Raw genomic sequence first — 17,885 nt, 5'->3', positions numbered from 1 at the left:
GCTACACCTTCGACAAAGAATGCAGTCAACAGGGGCGATAGCGCATAAAGGACAATGAGCAATAGCGATATGACGAAGTATCTCATGGAAGGTATGCAAGGGGACGGCCGCTCTCCTCGTAGCTTGGGTCATAGGCCAGCGCAATGGTCGCTGTTGGCGCACGATTGTCATGTCGCTTCACGTGGTGGCATCTGATCCGACTACATACGTCAACGTGTGAGCGGCACACCGCTTACGGTCTAGTGGACATGGAGCGGACTTGTCCGACACGGTGGTTTTGATCGGCTTGCCGCGAATGACGCCTTGAATCCCCATTGTTCTCATAAGCCGAGCGACGGTGCAGCGGGCGATGTCGTAACCTTCTCGCTGCAATTGCCGCCAGACCTTGCGCACGCCATAGACTTGGAAGTTCTCGTTGAACACCCGGCGTATCTCGACTTTCATGGCAATATCATTGCGTTCGCGGGCCGACAGACGGTCCACGTCTGTGCGATTTGCGATGACCTCATAGTAGGTGGACGGGGCAATCGGCAGCAGTCTGCAGATCGGCTCGACCCCGAGCACCGAGCGGTGTTCGTCGATGAAGGAAATCATCGCTTCAGTGGGCGGTCGAGCTCCGCCTGGGCAAAATACGCCGAGGCCTTGCGTAAAATCTCATTCGCCTGACGAAGCTCGCGGTTCTCCCGCTCCAGGGCCTTCATCTTCTCCGCCATGTCACTCGGCAAACCCGCACGCTTGCCGCTGTCGACCTCGGCCTTCTTCACCCATTCATGAAGGGTATGCGCCGAGCAGCCGATCTTGGCCGCTATCGATGATACCGCCGCCCAGCGCGATGAGTGTTCGGCTTCATGTTCCGTCACCATCCGAACGACGCGGGCGCGGACTTCAGGAGAGAACTTGTTCGTCGTCTTGCTTGTCATAGACCCTACTTCTCACGAGTTGGGGTCTCCGGCAAAGCCGGCGCGGTTCAGTCGGCATAAGCAGAAAAGGCTCAAGCACAGGCTTGGGTATAGGCTTATGTCTAACGACTATCCCCACGTTGAATTGCTGACGGGTGATGTTCGCTGCAGGCGGTGGACAACCGAGCAAAAGCTGACAATCATTGAGCAGAGTTTCGAACCAGGCGAAACGGTACCTTTGACCCCTCGCCGTCATGGCGTCGTGCCCAATTTGCTTTATCAATGGCGCAGGCTCTTGAGCGAAGGAGGTGCTGCAGCCGTGGGTTCTGATGAGCCGGTTGTCGGAAATTCGGGAGTGAAGAAACTGGAGGATCGCGTCCGGGAGTTGGAGCGCATGCTCGGTCGCAAGACGATGGAGGTCGAAATCCTCCGCGAAACCCTTTCCAAAGCGGACTCAAAAAAACGGATATCGCGGCCGATCTTGTTGCCGAAGGACGGTTCGCGATGAAGGCCGTCGCAGATACGCTGGGCGTCTCCCGTTCCAACCTCATCGAGCCGTTGAAAGGCAGGTCAAAGCCGCGTGGGCCATACAATAAGGCCGAGGATGCAGAGCTTTTGCCCATCATTCGCAGGCTGGTGGATCAAAGGCCAACCTATGGCTATCGGTGGATCGCCGCGCTCCTCAATCGCGAAAGGCGAGCCTGTCGTCAACGCCAAACGGGTCCATCGCATGGGTAACCACGCCATGCTGCTGGAGAAGCACACAGCCGTTCGCAAGGGCCGCCTCCACGATGGCAAGGTCATGGTCATGCGCTTCAACCTGCGCTGGTGCTCGGACGGCCTGGAGTTCACCTGCTGGAATGGCGAGGTCATTCGTCTCGCCTTCATCATCGACGCCTTCGACCGGAAGATTATCGCTTGGACAGCGCTCGCCAATGCCGCAATATCCGGCTCGGACGTCCGCGACATGATGCTGGAGGCAGTCGAGAAGCGCTTCGCAGCAACACGAGCCCGGCACGCAATCGAACATCTCTCGGACAACGGCTCTGCTTACACCGCGAGGGACACGAGGCTGTTTGCGCAAGCACTCAATCTAACGCCCTGCTTCACGCCGGTCGCCAGCCCGCAGTCGAACGGCATGTCGGAAGCCTTCGTCAAAACGTTGAAGCGGGACTATATTCGGATATCAGCTCTACCGGACGCCCAAACAGCGCTCCGGCTCATCGACGGATGGATCGAGGACTACAACGAAATCCATCCCCATTCCGCGCTCAAGATGGCTTCCTCTCGGCAGTTCATCAGGGCTAAATCAATCTAGCCGACTTGTCCGGCGAAATGGGTACACTCCACCCACGATCCAGCGGATTAGGCTCATGGCTCGGACGACGCTTTCGGATGCCTGTTTGCTTTGCTGCATTGCATTATGATGGGGCTTCATGACAGAGAAGCTGATCCTTGTCGCTAATTAATCTTTGCCTTGGGACGACCAGCCGATCAGCTACCTGGTGAGCCGTTTCATTTCCACCGCATAGTCCGGTAACTCCTGCTTCCCGGCCAAACTTGTAGTCCCCTGCGGTGCAACGAAGTTATGTTCCGCGAAGTTAGCCCGCACGGCGTTAGTCATCTGCGTGCATTCGCCCACGAATAGATCGCGCGTCCGGAAGTTCATGGAATAGGCTTGCGGCTTCTCCGTTTCGTCACAACAAGCTTATATAGGGCGACTGGCGGCCTCCAAGACGACTTCAGCATCTGTCACCCCATTCTTTTGCCGTTTGCACAAGGTTTGACATAAGCGGGCGGGAACAACCGAACGTTAGGGTCAAGCTTGACGATCTCGCTTGACCAGTAATGCGCGGTCTCGCACGCTGCCACCGCAACGATACACCACCGCAGTTCCTTGAAAATACCAATACATGAACGCGCGAGATCGCTTCGTACGAAATGCCAATCGCCATCGCTCAGGAATACCCGCTTCGAAAATCTAGGCCCACAATGCAGATTCCTTCACGGATGCTCTCTCTTTTAAGTGACATTGTTGCAAACGTTACTTTTGCACGTTGCGATGCCGTCGGGAGGGGCACCACTCCGTCAAGTCTACGTTGTTAGCAACAACCGCAGTCCAACGACGAACCGCCAAACGGACGCGCTTTTACTCCCTGTGTAATTCTTTCGACGACCACGGCAACACTAAGCGAAGTACAGCACGCTCGGTGTCGCGAAGAAAAGAAGAGTGATCCTTAGGCCACCTTGGCCAATGTGCTTGCGCTATGGCGGTATATCGTACTCATCAGTTCCCTAAATTGCTTCTCCGGAACTTTATATGATTCCGACGTGGGGAACCCAACCTGATACGCCATACGTTGCCCACGAAGTGCCGCGATGGCAGATTGAAGATGATTGGAGGCGCCGATTTGCCCAACGGTTAGGCCACCATCTGAGACAAGTGCGGTGTGGAGAGCATAGCCTGAGAGGCCAACTACAGCTTTTGCGCTCCTGAATAGCCGGACTTGCTCAAGCCATGGCAGTTCCTCCAGACAAATCACCTCGGCTCCAAACTCATTCATCGCAATGGATTCCAAGGCGCCTTCGTTTATGCAGCCTCGGCGACGCGGGAATGTCGCCGTGCTGAGATAGTACATTCCATACCGCGTTGGGGGCGTGAAATGCGGATCGATGGAGGAAAATAGCTTTTCGAGATAAGGGTGGGTTGTCCCAAGGTTTGCCGGGAATATGCCCTGTTCCAGTTTAACGCGTTCGGACGTTGGGTCGAACCACTCAATGTCGTTTCGCGTGACTCCGACTGCCTTCAACATGGACATCGCCCAGTCGGGTGTATCGCTCTGAAGAAGCAACTTTGGGCGGGGCATTCCCTTCACGACCTCGAATGCGGCGATGATTCTGGGCAGAACGTCAAGGATAACGTAGCCATAGTTCCAGCCAGCCCATCCAGGACCGCTCACACAAGGGCCACTGATCGTTCTGACTGGGAGGTGAATGTCTCTGTATGGTGTCGATTGCGGAGAAATGCCGCTGCGCGGGTCGCTCCAGTAGGAAGGTAAGATCTCGTCGATCATTTGAAGCTCATTATTCAACCACATAAGGCCGTTTCCAGACACAGTGACGCCAACGGCGAAGTAGCAGTGAAGTGCTGGCGACAGAAACGATGCAGCGATCGGCTCGTGCCTGGCAACGATAAGGCTATCGTTTGGCGAGTGGTGGGTCTTCACTCCTGGTTCATCAATATACAAAAGCTCTTTCGCCGGCTTGGCAAGCGCTGCGGGGCACACCTCCAGCCTGGAGAGGACGCTGCTTTCCCATGACGGACTGTCGACGTTCTGAATCTTCGGGACGTCTACTACACTGAAAACTGGACCTGCCATTTTTGGCTCCTTTGAGGGCGTCATTGGCCTCGCAACGTCACAGGCTTTAGATCTATAAATCCGGCTCCTCAACTTACAAATCGTCCATCTTCTTGGAATAACGATCTCCCAATCAAAAGTCCGGAGAAGCATTGTGACAGCTGTAGCCGCGCAGGCGCATTGACGTGCCCCCAATGAATTAGGCCATTTAGAACTGGAATTTTCCACTTATGATTCCTTGTGGGAAGAAGAGGAGAATTCGATGAAGGCCTCGAAGTTTTCGGAAGCGCAGATCGCGTTTGTTTTGAAGCAGGCAGAGGATGGAACGCCCATCGGCGAGGTCTGCCGCAAGGCGGGAATTTCGGACGCGACGTTTTACAATTGGCGCAAAAAATACGCGGGCTTGATGCCCTCGGAGATGAAGCGGCTACGACAGCTTGAGGAGGAGAATGCCAAGCTGAAGCGGATTGTTGCCGACCTGTCGCTGGACAAGGCCGTGCTGCAGGATGTGCTTTCAAAAAAGCTTTGAGGCCTGCCCGCAAGCGCAAGCTTGTCGACACGATCAAGGCGGACTGGAAGGTTTCGATCCGGCGTGCATGCTCGGTGTTGAAAGTCGACCGGTCGCTCTATGTCTACAAGTCCAGGCGTGGCGAGCAGGCCGAGTTAAAGCTGAAGATCAAGGACATCTGCCAGACGCGGATACGCTACGGCTACAGGCGTGTGCATATCCTTATCAAGCGTGAAGGCTGGTCTGTGAACCCGAAGCGAATCTATCGTCTTTACAAGGAGATGGACCTCCAGCTCCGCAACAAGGTTCCCAAGCGCCGGGTCAAGGCGAAGCTGCGGGCTGACCGCACGGAGCCTAGCCATTCCAACCATGTCTGGGCGATGGATTTCGTTCATGACCAACTGGCCACTGGTCGCAAGATCAGGGTTCTGACGGTTGTTGATACCTTCTCTCGCTTCTCGCCAGTGGTGGATGCTCGCTTTAGCTACAAAGGCGAGGATGTCGTTCAGACATTGGAGCGGGTCTGCCGACAGATCGGATATCCGGCGACCATACGTGTGGATAATGGCAGCGAATTCATCTCCCGAGACCTTGACCTCTGGGCCTATCACAAAGGTGTCGTGCTTGACTTCTCGCGGCCAGGCAAACCGACCGACAACAGCTACATCGAGAGTTTTAATGGCAAGTTCCGCGCCGAGTGCCTGAACGCTCACTGGTTCATGAGCCTTGACGACGCGCGGGCAAAGATGGAGGATTGGCGTAGAGACTATAATGAGTTCCGGCCACACAGCGCGATCGGCAACAAAGTGCCGATTTCGCTCATGAACGGCTCATCGGCACCACCGCCGACATGAGCCATAACCCCGGAAAATTCCAGCTCCCGCTGGCCCAAATTCGGGGAGCACCTCATAACCCCGGAAAATTCCAGCTCCCGTTGGCCCAAAATCGGGGAGCACTTCAAAAAAACCGCTGGAGCGAACTCAAAAATGGATAAAACTTGGGGGCAAGGTCGATGTAGTGGCGGCATCCGGACGCGTTTTTTCAGTGCAGTAAACTTGGCAGATTCAGATATCCCAGACGCAGCGCACCCCGAATTCAATCGGCAACTTACTTGGGCTTACAACCGATTGAATGAGTTTACCCGAAAAATCGCCCCAACGCCGCATGCTTACCAACAACGTAGTTTCCAATCCTAAAAAGAGCGCGGGTGAGATGCCCGCGCTATTTGGGACACGGAATCTACATGTTCATGTCGTCCGGCCCGGAAGCAACGGCGCGCATCGTAGCTGTTCTGATATTCCTGAGTTGCGGTTGGTTGAGCAGAAGTCGAGATACATCTTTGATACGGTCTCTTCCGTATCGAGCGTACAGAACTTCCTGCGATGCTTCCGCCAGTTTGTGCCTCTGTTCCTCCCCATAACTTTTCGATTTGGAGTGATATACAAAAGTATTAGTAGCAATTACCATCCCGAAACCAGCATTCGCGGCTTTGAGACAAAAATCGTTCTCCTCACCAAAGCCTCGGGGAAAGGCTTCTTCATCAAACGGTCCTACTGATGCCCATGCTTCGCGTTTGATCGCGAAGCAGAAACCGTGGACTAAAGGAACGTATGGTAGAGGAAGCGACGAATGCCTTTCACAGAGCGCGTTCATCTCATCAGGACCCCATCCCTCAGGGAGGAGGTTTAAGGCGGTCTGACTAGCGGTCGATGCGACACTTGGTACCGATTGATAGCTTGCCGCGTTTGACATGGGACCGGCAATTCCAATTCCGGGAGCAGAGTGGAGTGCCTTTTGTAGTTTCTCCGCCCATTTGGCAGTAACGACGGTATCGCTGTTCAAAAGTATTATCGTATCGGCGCTCGAAAGTCCAACACCGGTATTTGCCGCTTTGGTATAACCGGTAGAAACGTCATTTCGAAAGAGTCTAACATAATCGGTTCTTTTCTCCGTGAAGGAGCTCAAAAAGTCCCTGGTTTCGGACGCTGATCCATCATCTACGATTATTATCCCATGCCCTTCGCCGCGATGATGATCAACCGATTCTAGGCAGCGCTGCACATCCTCAAGAGCATTATGAACGCAAATTACTATATCGAGCGTTGCCTCGGACATAGCTCCGGTACTGATAAGGCCGCTACGGGACGGCAATTTTACTTCGAGGGACGCTTGGATTGCCTCACCTATCGCTTTGTTGAATGATTGTCGGTCGGAGATGACGCGAGCTCTCTTCTGGGCCGCCGTACCCATGCGCTCGAGCCGTTCAACATCCGTCAGTTCTCTTACTGCGTTCACCGCAGCTGATATATCTCTGAATGGAACCACAATTCCCGTAACGTTGTGTTCTACCAGTTCGGGTAGCGCGCCCCAGTTATAAACGATAACTGGCCGCCCCGCCGCCATTGCCTCGAGGACCGTTCGGCCAAACGACTCTTGAAAATGGGAAAGGTTCAGCACAACGTCCACTCTCGCTAACGCGTCCCTGGTTTTAGGGATGTAGTCGATGAACTCCACGTTATTAGGCGCGTGGCGCCGTCCGTTGACGAAGTCGCGTGCGCCTTCCCGCCAGAGGGGACCAATAATAAGAAATTTTGCGTTTGGGACCTCGGTTTCGCATCGCAGCGCGATCTCTATCGCGTCGTCGATGCCTTTTTTTCGAAGATTGCTACTTAGTAAAGCGAAGTAAACGAAATCGTCCTGAATCGTTCGAGGGATAGAAAGCTCGTCTAAGTTCACAATGTTGGGTATAGTAGAAACAGCGGGAGCGTTGGCAAAACTCTTGGCTGTGGCCAAGGAGTTGGCAACGATATGTGTGCAACTCCTCACGACAATTTTCGCGATTTCTTGTCCAGGCATGCCAATTTGCTCCTGGAGATTAACATCGGCAGAGATTATTTCCCGAGCATGAACAATGGCTGGCACTCCCATAAGACGAGCAGCTTCAACTGGCGAGCGTAAAACAATGGTGTTCACGTATACCAGGTCCGAAGCGGTATCCCGAATAACGGACATGAAATCAGAGACCGACGAGAATGTTTTGTCAATCTGCGAGGTCCATTGTTCGTAATGAAATACTCGTATCTCAACTGCATGTTGACGGAGCGAATTAAGGTACTCTTCGCCGACATGTTTAGGTAAAGTTACAATAACGTTGAAGTCATTATCGGCAATTGCTTCAACGACGTCGAGCATTGATCTCTCTGCTCCGAAAAGCTCTTGACCAGCGTGATGAGAGCAGACGAGTATCGTCGGCCGGTCTTTCAACCGGGCACGGCTACCGGGCAAGATTTCTTGAGGGCGGAGCGGCCCAAATCGTTCCTCCTTTAATACTTGCGAACATGCCTCAAGGAATGCATAGCCGAACCGTTTGTCGGGTTCCAAATACGTACCCTCAGCCCATTCGTTCCACGCGTTGATAAACACAAACTGCTCTTCAGCCGGATTTCGCTTGGCGCGAGAAACGCAAAAGCTTAGCCAATCTTTGAATAATTTGGGGGTGGCATTATGGATGATGTCTCCCCACGTCGGCTTTCTAGCGCTATTATCCCATCCGATCGTTATGCCGGGGTGGATACGTCCTTCGCCCACAGGTCGTTTTTTCTCGGACTCCACAACTTGCTTATAGTCGCGGACCCGCCAACCAGTTCTGAGATCGGTCATCTCGATGGTATTTTGTAAATTTTCACCTCCCAAGTGATGTGGAGGGAACTCGGACAAAGCGTCGAATCCGAATGCCGAGTAGTCTTTGAACGCAAACGAATTTGTTGCGATCAGATAAAGGTCTGGATATCCCATCTCTCTCGCCATTCGACGCCAGCGTTCCACGGTGGCCTTCGGATTTGGGAGTATTGAAGGACGATAAACGGTTAAGACTGGCCGCCCATCAACTTTCAAATAGCGGTCGTCCGCAAAGTACTTGCTAACGTAGCGAAGGAACGCTTCGTCATCCGTGTCGGAATGCTCCTGCGAGATCAGAACCTCATGTTCGCTTCCATCCCACCGGCGAGACCAATTTTCGTTTGCCCAGCAAAGGCAATATTTGATATCAAGGTTCTTATTTTCCAAGAAGTTTACGATCGGCGCCTCAAGGAGTGTCTTTCCGGCAAACCAATAAAAATGGAAGCAGAAAGCTGAAATCCCGTATAGTTTTGCCAGTTCTACTTGCCGCTGCATAATTTGCGGGACACGTAAGTCGTAGTACCCCAGCTCACCCGGAATACGCGGCTGATAATGTCCTTCGAAGTTGGGGAACGCCCTTGCTACGTTTCGCCACTCTGTAAATCCTTTACCCCACCACGCATCATTTTCCGGAATTGGGTGAAACTGGGGAAGATAATAGGCAATCAGCTGAACGTCAGAGGCGGCTTCTAACGGCACGTCGCGTGAAATTGCGACGTGCTCGTCAGCTGAATATTGCCCAAGTGTATTGGCCACCCAGTTTTCGTACAACCGGCTGTGAAGCGGGGGAGTCTGGGTTTCTAGGGCTAGGGATGCACTTGTTAGAATCGGCGTATTCTGACTGCCGTCAGATGGCTGTGCCACAACAGGTGAGTGAAGAGTCGGGCCAGTCTCTCTCACAGAATGCGACCCCTCAGAGGAATCGAGCAAATTATCATCCCTCCACCTCTTGCGCCTTGCCGACGAGGTTGGATAGCGACGGAACGCTTTCAATTTCCACTTGATACGCAGGAGCTTTTTACTGGAACGAAGCGCGAAGTCTCGGAATCCGGCGCTGGACCGGTCGATCCTACGGTCAACGAATCTTCTCCTTCTTCTTCGGCTCAATGGATTGCTCAAAAAGGCGTGAATTAAGAGCAGGGAGTAACGCAAGAAGTAGGTCGCTCGCTTGGTAGCCCGCCAACAGATCATTCCTGGAGAATGTTCGAAATATAAACTTTGTGCTCGGACATTTTCCGTTAGCTCAACGAGCTGATCATGCAATTTGTGGTGCTCTGTTTCGATACTCGTCATGGAACTGGCGGTCGTTTCCGTTAGCGCAACGAGCTGATCATGCAATTTGTGGTGCTCTGTTTCGATACTCGTCATGGAACTGGCGGTCGTTTCCGTCCGCTTTGTTACTAGGGTTTTCACCTCATCGAAAGAATTTTTGAGCACGTCGATATTCTTCAAGGCCTCCAGTGAGTTATTCAATTTTCCATTAAGTCCACGGTTCTCTGCCCGTGCGGATTCGACTTCTCGGACTCGATAAGCTAACTCCGCTTGAATATTGGGAACGTAAACGTCGTTAATTAGGAAACTACCAGAATATGTGCCGATCTTCTCGTTACTTGCTATTGCTAAAAAATATTGCGGGCAATCGAACGGTTGCTGCAATTCGTAATTTCGGCCGTCACCAGTTGCATAAATTTCGATGCCTTGGGAATGCTGGTTTTGAGGGGATAACACGCTCCCGGTTGCCTGTCGCTGTGCAAACATTTGCACGGACGAAAATCTATCATCTAGAATTTTGTGGAATTCTTGATAGTCAAGTTCCTTTACGTGGAACGGATTTTTATAATTTGCTTTATCGGAGTATATTGGGCGATTGGGGGAAGATATAATAAGAATTCCATCTGGGCGTAAAACGCGACAAATTTCGTCCATAAACGCTTTATGGTCTTGCAAGTGCTCGATCGTCTCGAAACTGACGACGACATCCACACTATTATCTTCCAAGGGCATAGAAGTGGCCGAGGCGGCAATATATTGAAGATTTGGGCGGACGTACTGCTTCTCCGCATACAAAACCGTCGTTGCGTCGATGTCGATGCCGACAACACTAGTGGCGACTTGCGCTAGCAAATCGGATCCATATCCCTCTCCGCTCGCGACGTCGAGCACATTTTTGCCGCTGCAGAATTGAACGGCGAACAGGTACCTGTGGTGGTGCGCGTGTTGAGTAGGTCCCAGATGTCCGGAAACATATCGCTCTCCGTCGAAAGCTAGCTTTTCGCTTGGATCCGTAAAGCTAGGCAATTTCCTTTTTGTCGTGTCGAATTCAGTTTTCATTTCGCCCTCTATAGCCACTGGGCTGGTTGAATAAAGGATCAGCTTGCGTACCGCAACACCTGCGGTTGAACCATCGGCCTTTTTCAGTGCGTCTGTTGCCCCATTTGCGCCATTTATTCCATCCACGGGTAGCCGGATTGAGCGCTGTTCGTGCGAAATCTGGCGGTATGCGTCTACGTAGGTTGCTTCCCTCGCCCCGTCTGGAGTCACAAATTTGAGTTCGAAGAAGCAGGAGCGATTTACGATAAGCCCAGGACCCCCGCTCTTCATTGGAATTGCTGAGACCAACCAAGCCTACTATCGTTCCCTCGACTCAAACCGGAGAATGCGATATCCGGCTCCCTGGGAGCCACGGATTTGCCAAGGAAAGTAAATGTCCGATAACCTTGAATTCACTGGCGAGCGCTATCTTCCGGCTATTGGCGGAAACATCTATCTCGAGCACGTGCATCGGTACCATCTGGCGAAAAAAATTGTCGAAGGCAAAGACGTTCTGGACATTGCCAGTGGTGAAGGATTTGGAACAGCGCTACTCGCGGAAAGCGCACGTTCCGCCATAGGAGTCGATATCTCAGATGCTGCCGTGCAGCATGCTCAGAAGAAGTACACCGCCGCGAACATTTGCTTCAAAGTGGGCGTGTGTGAAGACATTCCTCTGCCTTCCGCATCTGTGGATGTCGTAGTGTCTTTCGAAACGCTTGAGCACATCGATGCCCATGATCGCTTTTTGCAAGAGGTGAAGCGCGTGCTGCGGCCAGGTGGAACTTTGGTGATTTCGACCCCGGAAAAGTACGCGTACACAGTTGCAACAAAGCTAGTTAATCCCTTTCACGTTAAAGAGCTTTTCAAGAATGAGTTCAACGATTTGCTGTCGCGGCACTTTGAGTATGTCTCTTTGCACGGGCAGAAAATAGGTTTTGGCTCGATCATCGCTAGTGAAAATCAGCCTGCGAGGTTTTTCGAAACTGAGTCTAAAAGCGGCTTAACAACCAGTGGTGTTGGGACGCCCATGTATATGATTGGAGTCGCGTCGGATCAGCCGCTTGATAGCCTGAGTATGAACGGAGTCTTCACGCAGGATGTTCAGTCTTCTGAGCCTGTTTTGAAGCGTGTGGAATTCGAAAAGACGCTATGGTCGGACACGCTGATGAAGGATATTGACCATATCTCTGGTCAGGTCGATTCTCTTCAGAGAAGCAACTGGATGAGCCGAGCTTCCTTGTCAAAACTACTGACGAGGCTCATTTATGCTAGGTTGTTATATGCATTGTCAGAGTTTCGCGTCCTTAGCAGCCGCAGACGCAAGAGGTTTTTGAAATCTGCGGAAAAACGCGATCCGATGTTGCTGTCGCGCAAGGTCGATCTGTTCTGCCTCGACTATTACCAGAAGGTCAGTTCGAACAAGATTATCGCCGCGAGTCGCACCAGTATCAGCGCCCGAAGTGGAATAAGGGTGACCGCGATCGTACCGAACTTCAATCACTCCCGGTATCTTCCACAGCGCCTGGATAGTATTCTGGCGCAAACTTATCCTCTCGTTGACATTCTGGTTTTGGATGATCACTCCAGTGATGACAGCCGCTTGGTAATCGAATCTTACGTCAACCGTTTCCCTGAGCGTATTAGGGCGGTCTATAATACTGAGAACTCTGGAAACGTGTTCCGTCAATGGCAAAAAGGTCATTCACTGGCAAAGGGCGATCTAGTCTGGATTTGCGAAAGCGATGATTTTTGCGAAACGACTTTCGTGGAAAGGATGATCAACACATTTCGCGACCCAAGTGTGATGATGTCCTTCGGGCGTATTCAATTTGTGAATGATCAGGGTGAATATTTCGCTGGGCTTGATAACTACCGCGAGGAAAGTGAGCCAGGGATATGGGACGCACGTACGACCCGCCCGGCAGCCGAATGGTTCCAGGGTGGCTTTGGCGTAAAAAATGTAATTGCTAATGTCGGAGGAAGCCTGTGGCGGCGTTTTGAGATTTCCGATCAGGCCTGGGAGGAAGCCAGAAATTTCAAAGTCATGGGAGATTGGTACCTTTATTCAATTATCGCAGGTGGTGGCCAAATTGCATATGAGCCAAGCGCCGTCAGCTATTTCCGGATTCACGAGAGCAATACGTCTGGAAGCAGCGCCCAGTCAAAACCAGAGTATTATAAAGAATACGCGCGGTTGATGACTTTTTTGAAGAAGCAATGGGATATACCAGATGCAACGCTTGCGCGCTTCATCGATGTCTGTCGCAGCGTCTCGAGGGGCGCAGGCCTCCCGTCTGACGAATTTGAAAGATTACTGAATTACCAAGACCTTAGGACTGTGTCGCGTGAACAAATCCATGTGCTTGTCGGCATTCTAGGGTTTTCTTTCGGAGGTGGCGAAATATTCCCGATTCATCTCGCGAACGCGCTTCGGCGCAAGGGGATGATGGTTTCGATTCTTCAGATGCACGACGCGGACGATCACAAAGACGTGCGGCGTATGCTCGATCCTGGCATTCCTGTCTATACGGCCAATGCGGTTCGCGACATGGGGATAGATAATTTCATTAGGAACGCAGGGATTTCCGTTGTGCATTCGCACGTTGCCAACGTGGAAGGGTTCTTGCTCGACGGAAAAGGTATTTCGGCGCCCTTTATTACGACACTGCATGGCTCATACGAGGCGATGGATGTCTCCACTAGCAGGATCGCCCGTTGGAGCAAGAAAATCGACAGATTTGCCTACACTGCTGATCGCAACCTAAGGCCATTCGACGATCTCCAGATTGGGGGGGGGAAATTCGTAAAAATAAAAAATGCGATGCCTGTTGACAATCTGCCGTTTCCGAAAACGCGTTCGCAATTGGGGATTGCGAATGATGCTATCGTATTCTCGCTTGTCGCTAGAGGTGCTGAAGGTAAAGGCTGGGTAGAGGCCGTCAGAGCGTATCGCTTGTTGCGGGAGCGGCGACCTGACGTTCCGATGGCGCTGATGATGGTGGGCGAGGGTCCCGCAACTGATGATGCTAAACGGTTAGCGGCGGCGGACCCAACGATACACTTCCTTGGCTTTGTTAAGGAAGTATACGGTCTTTACCGTATAAGCGATGTCGCTCTGATCCCGACACGTTTTCCGGGTGAATCTTATCCTTTATGCCTTATACAAGCGCTTCAAGTCGGTGTGCCTTGTGTCTCGACTGATATCGGTGAGATCAAGGCAATGTCACAGATCAATGGCCAGCAGGCAGGGATTATTATCGCAAATCAGAGCAACAATGAGCAATTTGTCATTGAACTCAGCAACGCCATGGAAAAAATCTTGGAAAAAAACGTCCGTGACGACTTCAAAGAGAAAGCGAAAGTCCTAGGCGCGACGTACGACATAGATGTCCTCGCTGGCGAGTATATTGATCATTATCGTTCCGTGCTCGCAAATAAATGAGTTTGGTAGCAGCAAGGCAATAGGCGCTATATGAAGATTTTGGTTCTAGGTGGCGGTGGGTTCATCGGCTACCATCTTGTCGAAGATTTGATGGTTGCTGGACACCAAGTCACGGTGTTGGGGAGAAGCGACCTTCCTACTCGCCCGCTGCCGGTAGGCGTAGAATATGTCTCAGGAGATTTGGCAGATAGCAAACTTATCCGCGAGCTCTTGGCCGATGTCAACGCTGTCGCGCATCTCGTCAGCGGGACAGTGCCGTCCACCGGCGATAAGGATCCGGGCAGGGACGTTGAGTTGAATCTGCTCGGAACTTTAAGCCTTCTGGAGGACATGGCGGCGTCCCACGTGACCCGGATTCTTTACCTGTCGTCTGGAGGTACAGTCTACGGCAAGCCGCAGGAGGTCCCAATTCCGGAGGGGCACATACTGGATCCAATATGTTCATATGGTGTGGTGAAGGTTGCGATAGAGTCTTATCTAAAGCTTTATGAGATCAAGTCCGGGCTGAAACCCGTCGTAATCCGGGCATCCAATCCTTACGGTCTTTATCAGGGCAACTTGGGAGTCCAAGGTATAATTGGCACATATCTCAACCTCGCACTTAAGCACCAGCCCATAGAAATATGGGGAGATGGCTCAGCGATCCGTGACTATATTCACGTCAAAGATCTTAGCAGCCTATGCGTTACCGCGTTGCTTAGTGATAAGGTTGGGGTATACAACGGAGGTAGCGGGACAGGGACCTCCGTTCTGCATATAGCAGAAATCGTTCAGGAGATTACTGGAAGTCCCATACCGATTGTTTACAAGCCTCATAGAAGCCTCGACGTCCCAGTGTCCGTTCTCGACATAGAACGAGCGAAGATGGATTTTGACTGGGAGCCTAAAATTGGTTTGAGACAAGGCATTGCTGGTGTTTGGTCTTGGTTGAAGGAGCACCAGTAATGGCGGTAGCTGAGTCCCGGCGAAGATTGTTCACCTGAGAGACTCGACGGTACCCTTGAGAAAACCGAAGGCCTTAGCCCGTCGGCGCGCCGAAAATAGAACGCTGGGTGACATTATCAGAGCTAGAGCTTGAACGAAGGTGGATATTCTTGGGAATGGCCGATGGTGCTTTGTTCCGGTATAAATTCTTGACTTGGCCATATGAAAAGCCTTGAGCCGCGCGATCTCGGGGGATCGGCCTGAAGAGTGCCCCGAAGCATGGTAAACTAGAGCATCGCGTACAAACATGAGCGGTCCCAGTTTTCCGAGACGCAACGACAGGTCGTCGTCTTCATGGTAGAGGAAGATGTCGGGATCAAAACCTCCCGCCGCAGCGAATTTTTGCTTTGAAACAAAAAGGGCAGCTCCGCTCAAAATAGGAACGACGGCATCTGCAGCCGGCCAGCCTTTCTTCATGTAGCGGTTACGCGGCAATAGCCAAGACCGCCGCTTAAAATATTCGCTTCCATTCGAATTGGAAATTCGCGGATTGAATGCGACGGCGTTTGGATGATTGTCGATTGCCTGTAGCAATGCTTCAATAGCGCCGGCGGTCAAGCGTGCGTCGGGGTTTAAAAACAAAATCCAAGGAGTCTTCGTAGCCGACGCGCCCGCGTTGCAGCCGCGGCCAAAGCCCTGATTGTTCTCCAATTGAACGACGGTTATCTGTCTAGCCGCAGGTAATGCCGCAAAGTTAGTCGTTTTGCCATTGTCAACAAGAATTATAGGTGTCGATTCAGGGACTGTCTCAACCATTTCTCTTATCAGGGCATCGCTCTTGTAACAAACAGAGACCACCGTTACGTCTGAAAGCGATAATGCAGTCATTTTGACTCCAGAAGGTAATGCGCTATGCCGCTTCGACTCCGCAAACCTTGATCCGCTCCCTAAGCGAGCGAGACCAGACTCACTTGGCTTCAGGCGAAAGAATATCCAAACGCTCTTATGACGCTGCGAGTCTCCTTAGATATACACCATAATCACCTTTCCCGGCATTTTCAGCGAGCATCGAAAACTGCGATTTCGTAATAAAGCCCTTGCTCAAGGCAATCTCTTCCGGGCATGCGATCTTGAACCCTTGCCGCTTTTCCAGCGTCCGCACGAATTCACCCGCCTCGAGAAGACTATCCGGCGTGCCCGTGTCGAGCCAAGCGTAACCTCTGCCCATGATCGATACCTTTAGCTTGCCGCGCTCAAGATAAATCCGATTAACGTCTGTAATTTCGTATTCACCACGTGGCGAGGGTTTGAGATTGGCTGCGATGTCGACTACGTCCGCGTCGTAGAAATAGAGACCAGTAACTGCCCAGCTTGATTTCGGTTTAAGCGGTTTCTCTTCGATGGAGAGGGCACGCATTTCGCCGTCGAAGTCAACCACGCCATATCGTTCCGGGTCGTTCACGTGATAGGCAAACACGGTCGCGCCGTCTATCACGTTCGTGCCACTGTCAAGCAAGTCGGGCAGGCCGTGGCCGTAATAAATGTTGTCGCCAAGGATAAGGCAGGATGGTGAACCCGCCACGAAGTCCGCGCCGATCATATAGGCCTGCGCCAGCCCATCCGGGCTGGGTTGAACCGCATATTCAATGGAAAGACCCCACTTTGAGCCATCGCCCAAGAGAGACTGGAAAAGCGGCATGTCATGGGGAGTTGAGATGATGAGAATCTCGCGGATGCCGGCCAGCATCAGCGTGGTCAGTGGATAATAGATCATAGGCTTGTCGTAGACCGGGAGGATCTGCTTCGAGACCGCCAATGTCATAGGATGCAAGCGCGTACCGCTGCCTCCGGCCAGAATAATGCCTTTCATGGCGTTTCCTTTTTGCTCTGCGCAAGAGCGGTAACGACCGCGCGCGTTGATGTTTTCCAGTTTGGGAGCCTTATGCCGTAAACCGCTTCCAGCTTGCTGCAATCAAGCCGCGAGTTTGCCGGACGCCGGGCCGGGGTAGGGTACTGCGCAGTCGAGATGTCGTTGACGATCATCGACTTTCCGCCGTTCTCTTCAGAGAATGCGAATATCTGTTTCGCGAAATTCGCCCAGTTCGTTTCCCCGGTTCCGGAAAGATGAAAAACACCACGGCGACGGATCGAGGAATCTTCCTGGAGTTTCCTTGCGATTGCTACTATAGCGGTGGCGATATCGTTGGCCGAGGTTGGGCATCCGAACTGGTCCGCGACCACATTGATCTCGTCGCGGCTTTCGCTCAGCCGGAGCATGGTTTTTACAAAGTTGTTGCCGTATTCCGAATAGACCCATGCGGTTCGCAGAATGGCGTAGTTGCCGGTAGCCTCAGAAACGGCTTGTTCGCCTTCGAGCTTCGAGCGGCCGTAGATGGAAGTGGGGCCTGTCGCATCACTTTCGACATAGGGCGTTGCCTTGGTGCCATCGAAAACATAATCCGTAGAAAGGTGAATGACAGGAATACCAAGTTCACTTGCCGCCAGCGCGACGGCCCTTGCTCCGTCCCGATTAACGGCAAAAGCGATTTCCGGCTCGCTTTCTGCCTTGTCGACAGCGGTGTAGGCAGCAGCCGATACCACAGCATCGGGCTTTACCTCTCGCAGCGCTTTCAAAACAGTTTCAGACTGCGCTAGGTCGAGTTCCGGTCGACCCAGAGCCACGATCTCCAGCTCGGCGCTCGCCAGTGCCTGAAGAGCGCTGACGACCTGACCATTTTTGCCCGTAACTGCTAGCCGCATTC

Annotated in this window: 8 protein-coding genes, 2 pseudogenes and 1 other annotated feature; of the genes and pseudogenes, 4 read left to right on the top strand and 6 right to left on the bottom strand. The window is 52.3% G+C overall.

The window, feature by feature from the left end:
* Nucleotides 1-234: 234 nt before the first annotated feature.
* A pseudogene (locus BLU28_RS16070) lies at nucleotides 235-920 on the bottom strand (IS3 family transposase); the annotation flags it as partial.
* Nucleotides 520-636, bottom strand: a sequence feature (AL1L pseudoknot). It overlaps the preceding pseudogene by 117 nt.
* Nucleotides 921-1,017: 97 nt before the next feature.
* Between BLU28_RS16070 and BLU28_RS16065 the strand changes: the two are divergent.
* Nucleotides 1,018-2,217, top strand: a pseudogene (locus tag BLU28_RS16065) (IS3 family transposase).
* Between the two features lie 919 nt (nucleotides 2,218-3,136).
* On the opposite strand, the gene BLU28_RS16060 reads toward BLU28_RS16065, so the two are convergent.
* Nucleotides 3,137-4,279 carry a glycosyltransferase family 61 protein gene (locus tag BLU28_RS16060; RefSeq protein WP_175477703.1) on the bottom strand — a complete coding sequence of 381 codons (1,143 nt, stop codon included), beginning with the start codon at nucleotides 4,277-4,279 and terminating at the stop codon, nucleotides 3,137-3,139.
* A gap of 241 nt (nucleotides 4,280-4,520) precedes the next feature.
* On the opposite strand from BLU28_RS16060, the gene BLU28_RS16055 reads away from it, so the two are divergent.
* Nucleotides 4,521-5,620, top strand: a protein-coding gene (locus BLU28_RS16055) for an IS3 family transposase (RefSeq protein WP_092651348.1) whose coding sequence is annotated in 2 segments (ribosomal slippage) — nucleotides 4,521-4,773 and nucleotides 4,773-5,620 — 1,101 coding nt in all. Because the reading frame shifts where the segments join, the coding sequence is not laid out codon by codon here.
* 385 nt (nucleotides 5,621-6,005) lie between these two features.
* On the opposite strand, the gene BLU28_RS16050 is transcribed toward BLU28_RS16055, so the two are convergent.
* The gene (locus BLU28_RS16050) at nucleotides 6,006-11,045 is read right to left on the bottom strand and encodes a glycoside hydrolase family 99-like domain-containing protein (RefSeq protein WP_077987520.1); all 5,040 of its coding nucleotides are present in this window, start codon (nucleotides 11,043-11,045) and stop codon (nucleotides 6,006-6,008) included.
* Between the two features lie 103 nt (nucleotides 11,046-11,148).
* Here BLU28_RS16050 and BLU28_RS16045 point away from each other — a divergent pair, with 103 nt between their 5' ends.
* Together BLU28_RS16045 and BLU28_RS16040 are read left to right on the top strand one after the other, a co-directional pair.
* Nucleotides 11,149-14,199: a methyltransferase domain-containing protein gene (locus BLU28_RS16045; protein ID WP_077987521.1), complete on the top strand. Its 3,051-nt coding sequence runs from the start codon at nucleotides 11,149-11,151 to the stop codon at nucleotides 14,197-14,199.
* Between the two features lie 30 nt (nucleotides 14,200-14,229).
* A complete protein-coding gene (locus BLU28_RS16040; RefSeq protein WP_077987522.1) occupies nucleotides 14,230-15,144 on the top strand; it encodes an NAD-dependent epimerase/dehydratase family protein in 915 nt (304 codons plus the stop codon).
* Nucleotides 15,145-15,174: 30 nt separating this feature from the next.
* On the opposite strand, the gene BLU28_RS16035 is transcribed toward BLU28_RS16040, so the two are convergent.
* The 3 genes from BLU28_RS16035 to rfbD form a co-directional block, all read right to left on the bottom strand.
* Complete coding sequence (locus tag BLU28_RS16035; RefSeq protein WP_077987523.1) at nucleotides 15,175-16,011, bottom strand: glycosyltransferase family 2 protein; 837 nt, start codon at nucleotides 16,009-16,011, stop codon at nucleotides 15,175-15,177.
* Between the two features lie 115 nt (nucleotides 16,012-16,126).
* Nucleotides 16,127-16,993, bottom strand: a complete 867-nt coding sequence (rfbA, locus tag BLU28_RS16030; protein ID WP_077987524.1) for a glucose-1-phosphate thymidylyltransferase RfbA — start codon at nucleotides 16,991-16,993, stop codon at nucleotides 16,127-16,129.
* Complete coding sequence (gene rfbD, locus BLU28_RS16025; protein ID WP_077987525.1) at nucleotides 16,990-17,883, bottom strand: dTDP-4-dehydrorhamnose reductase; 894 nt, start codon at nucleotides 17,881-17,883, stop codon at nucleotides 16,990-16,992. The genes rfbA and rfbD overlap by 4 nt, the downstream gene beginning before the upstream one ends.
* Nucleotides 17,884-17,885 lie beyond the last annotated feature (2 nt).

It is taken from the genome of Agrobacterium pusense (assembly GCF_900102105.1).
GTDB lineage: Bacteria > Pseudomonadota > Alphaproteobacteria > Rhizobiales > Rhizobiaceae > Agrobacterium > Agrobacterium pusense.
Note: the sequence above shows the minus strand (reverse complement) of the source record. Positions and strands in the feature narration are given on the sequence as shown.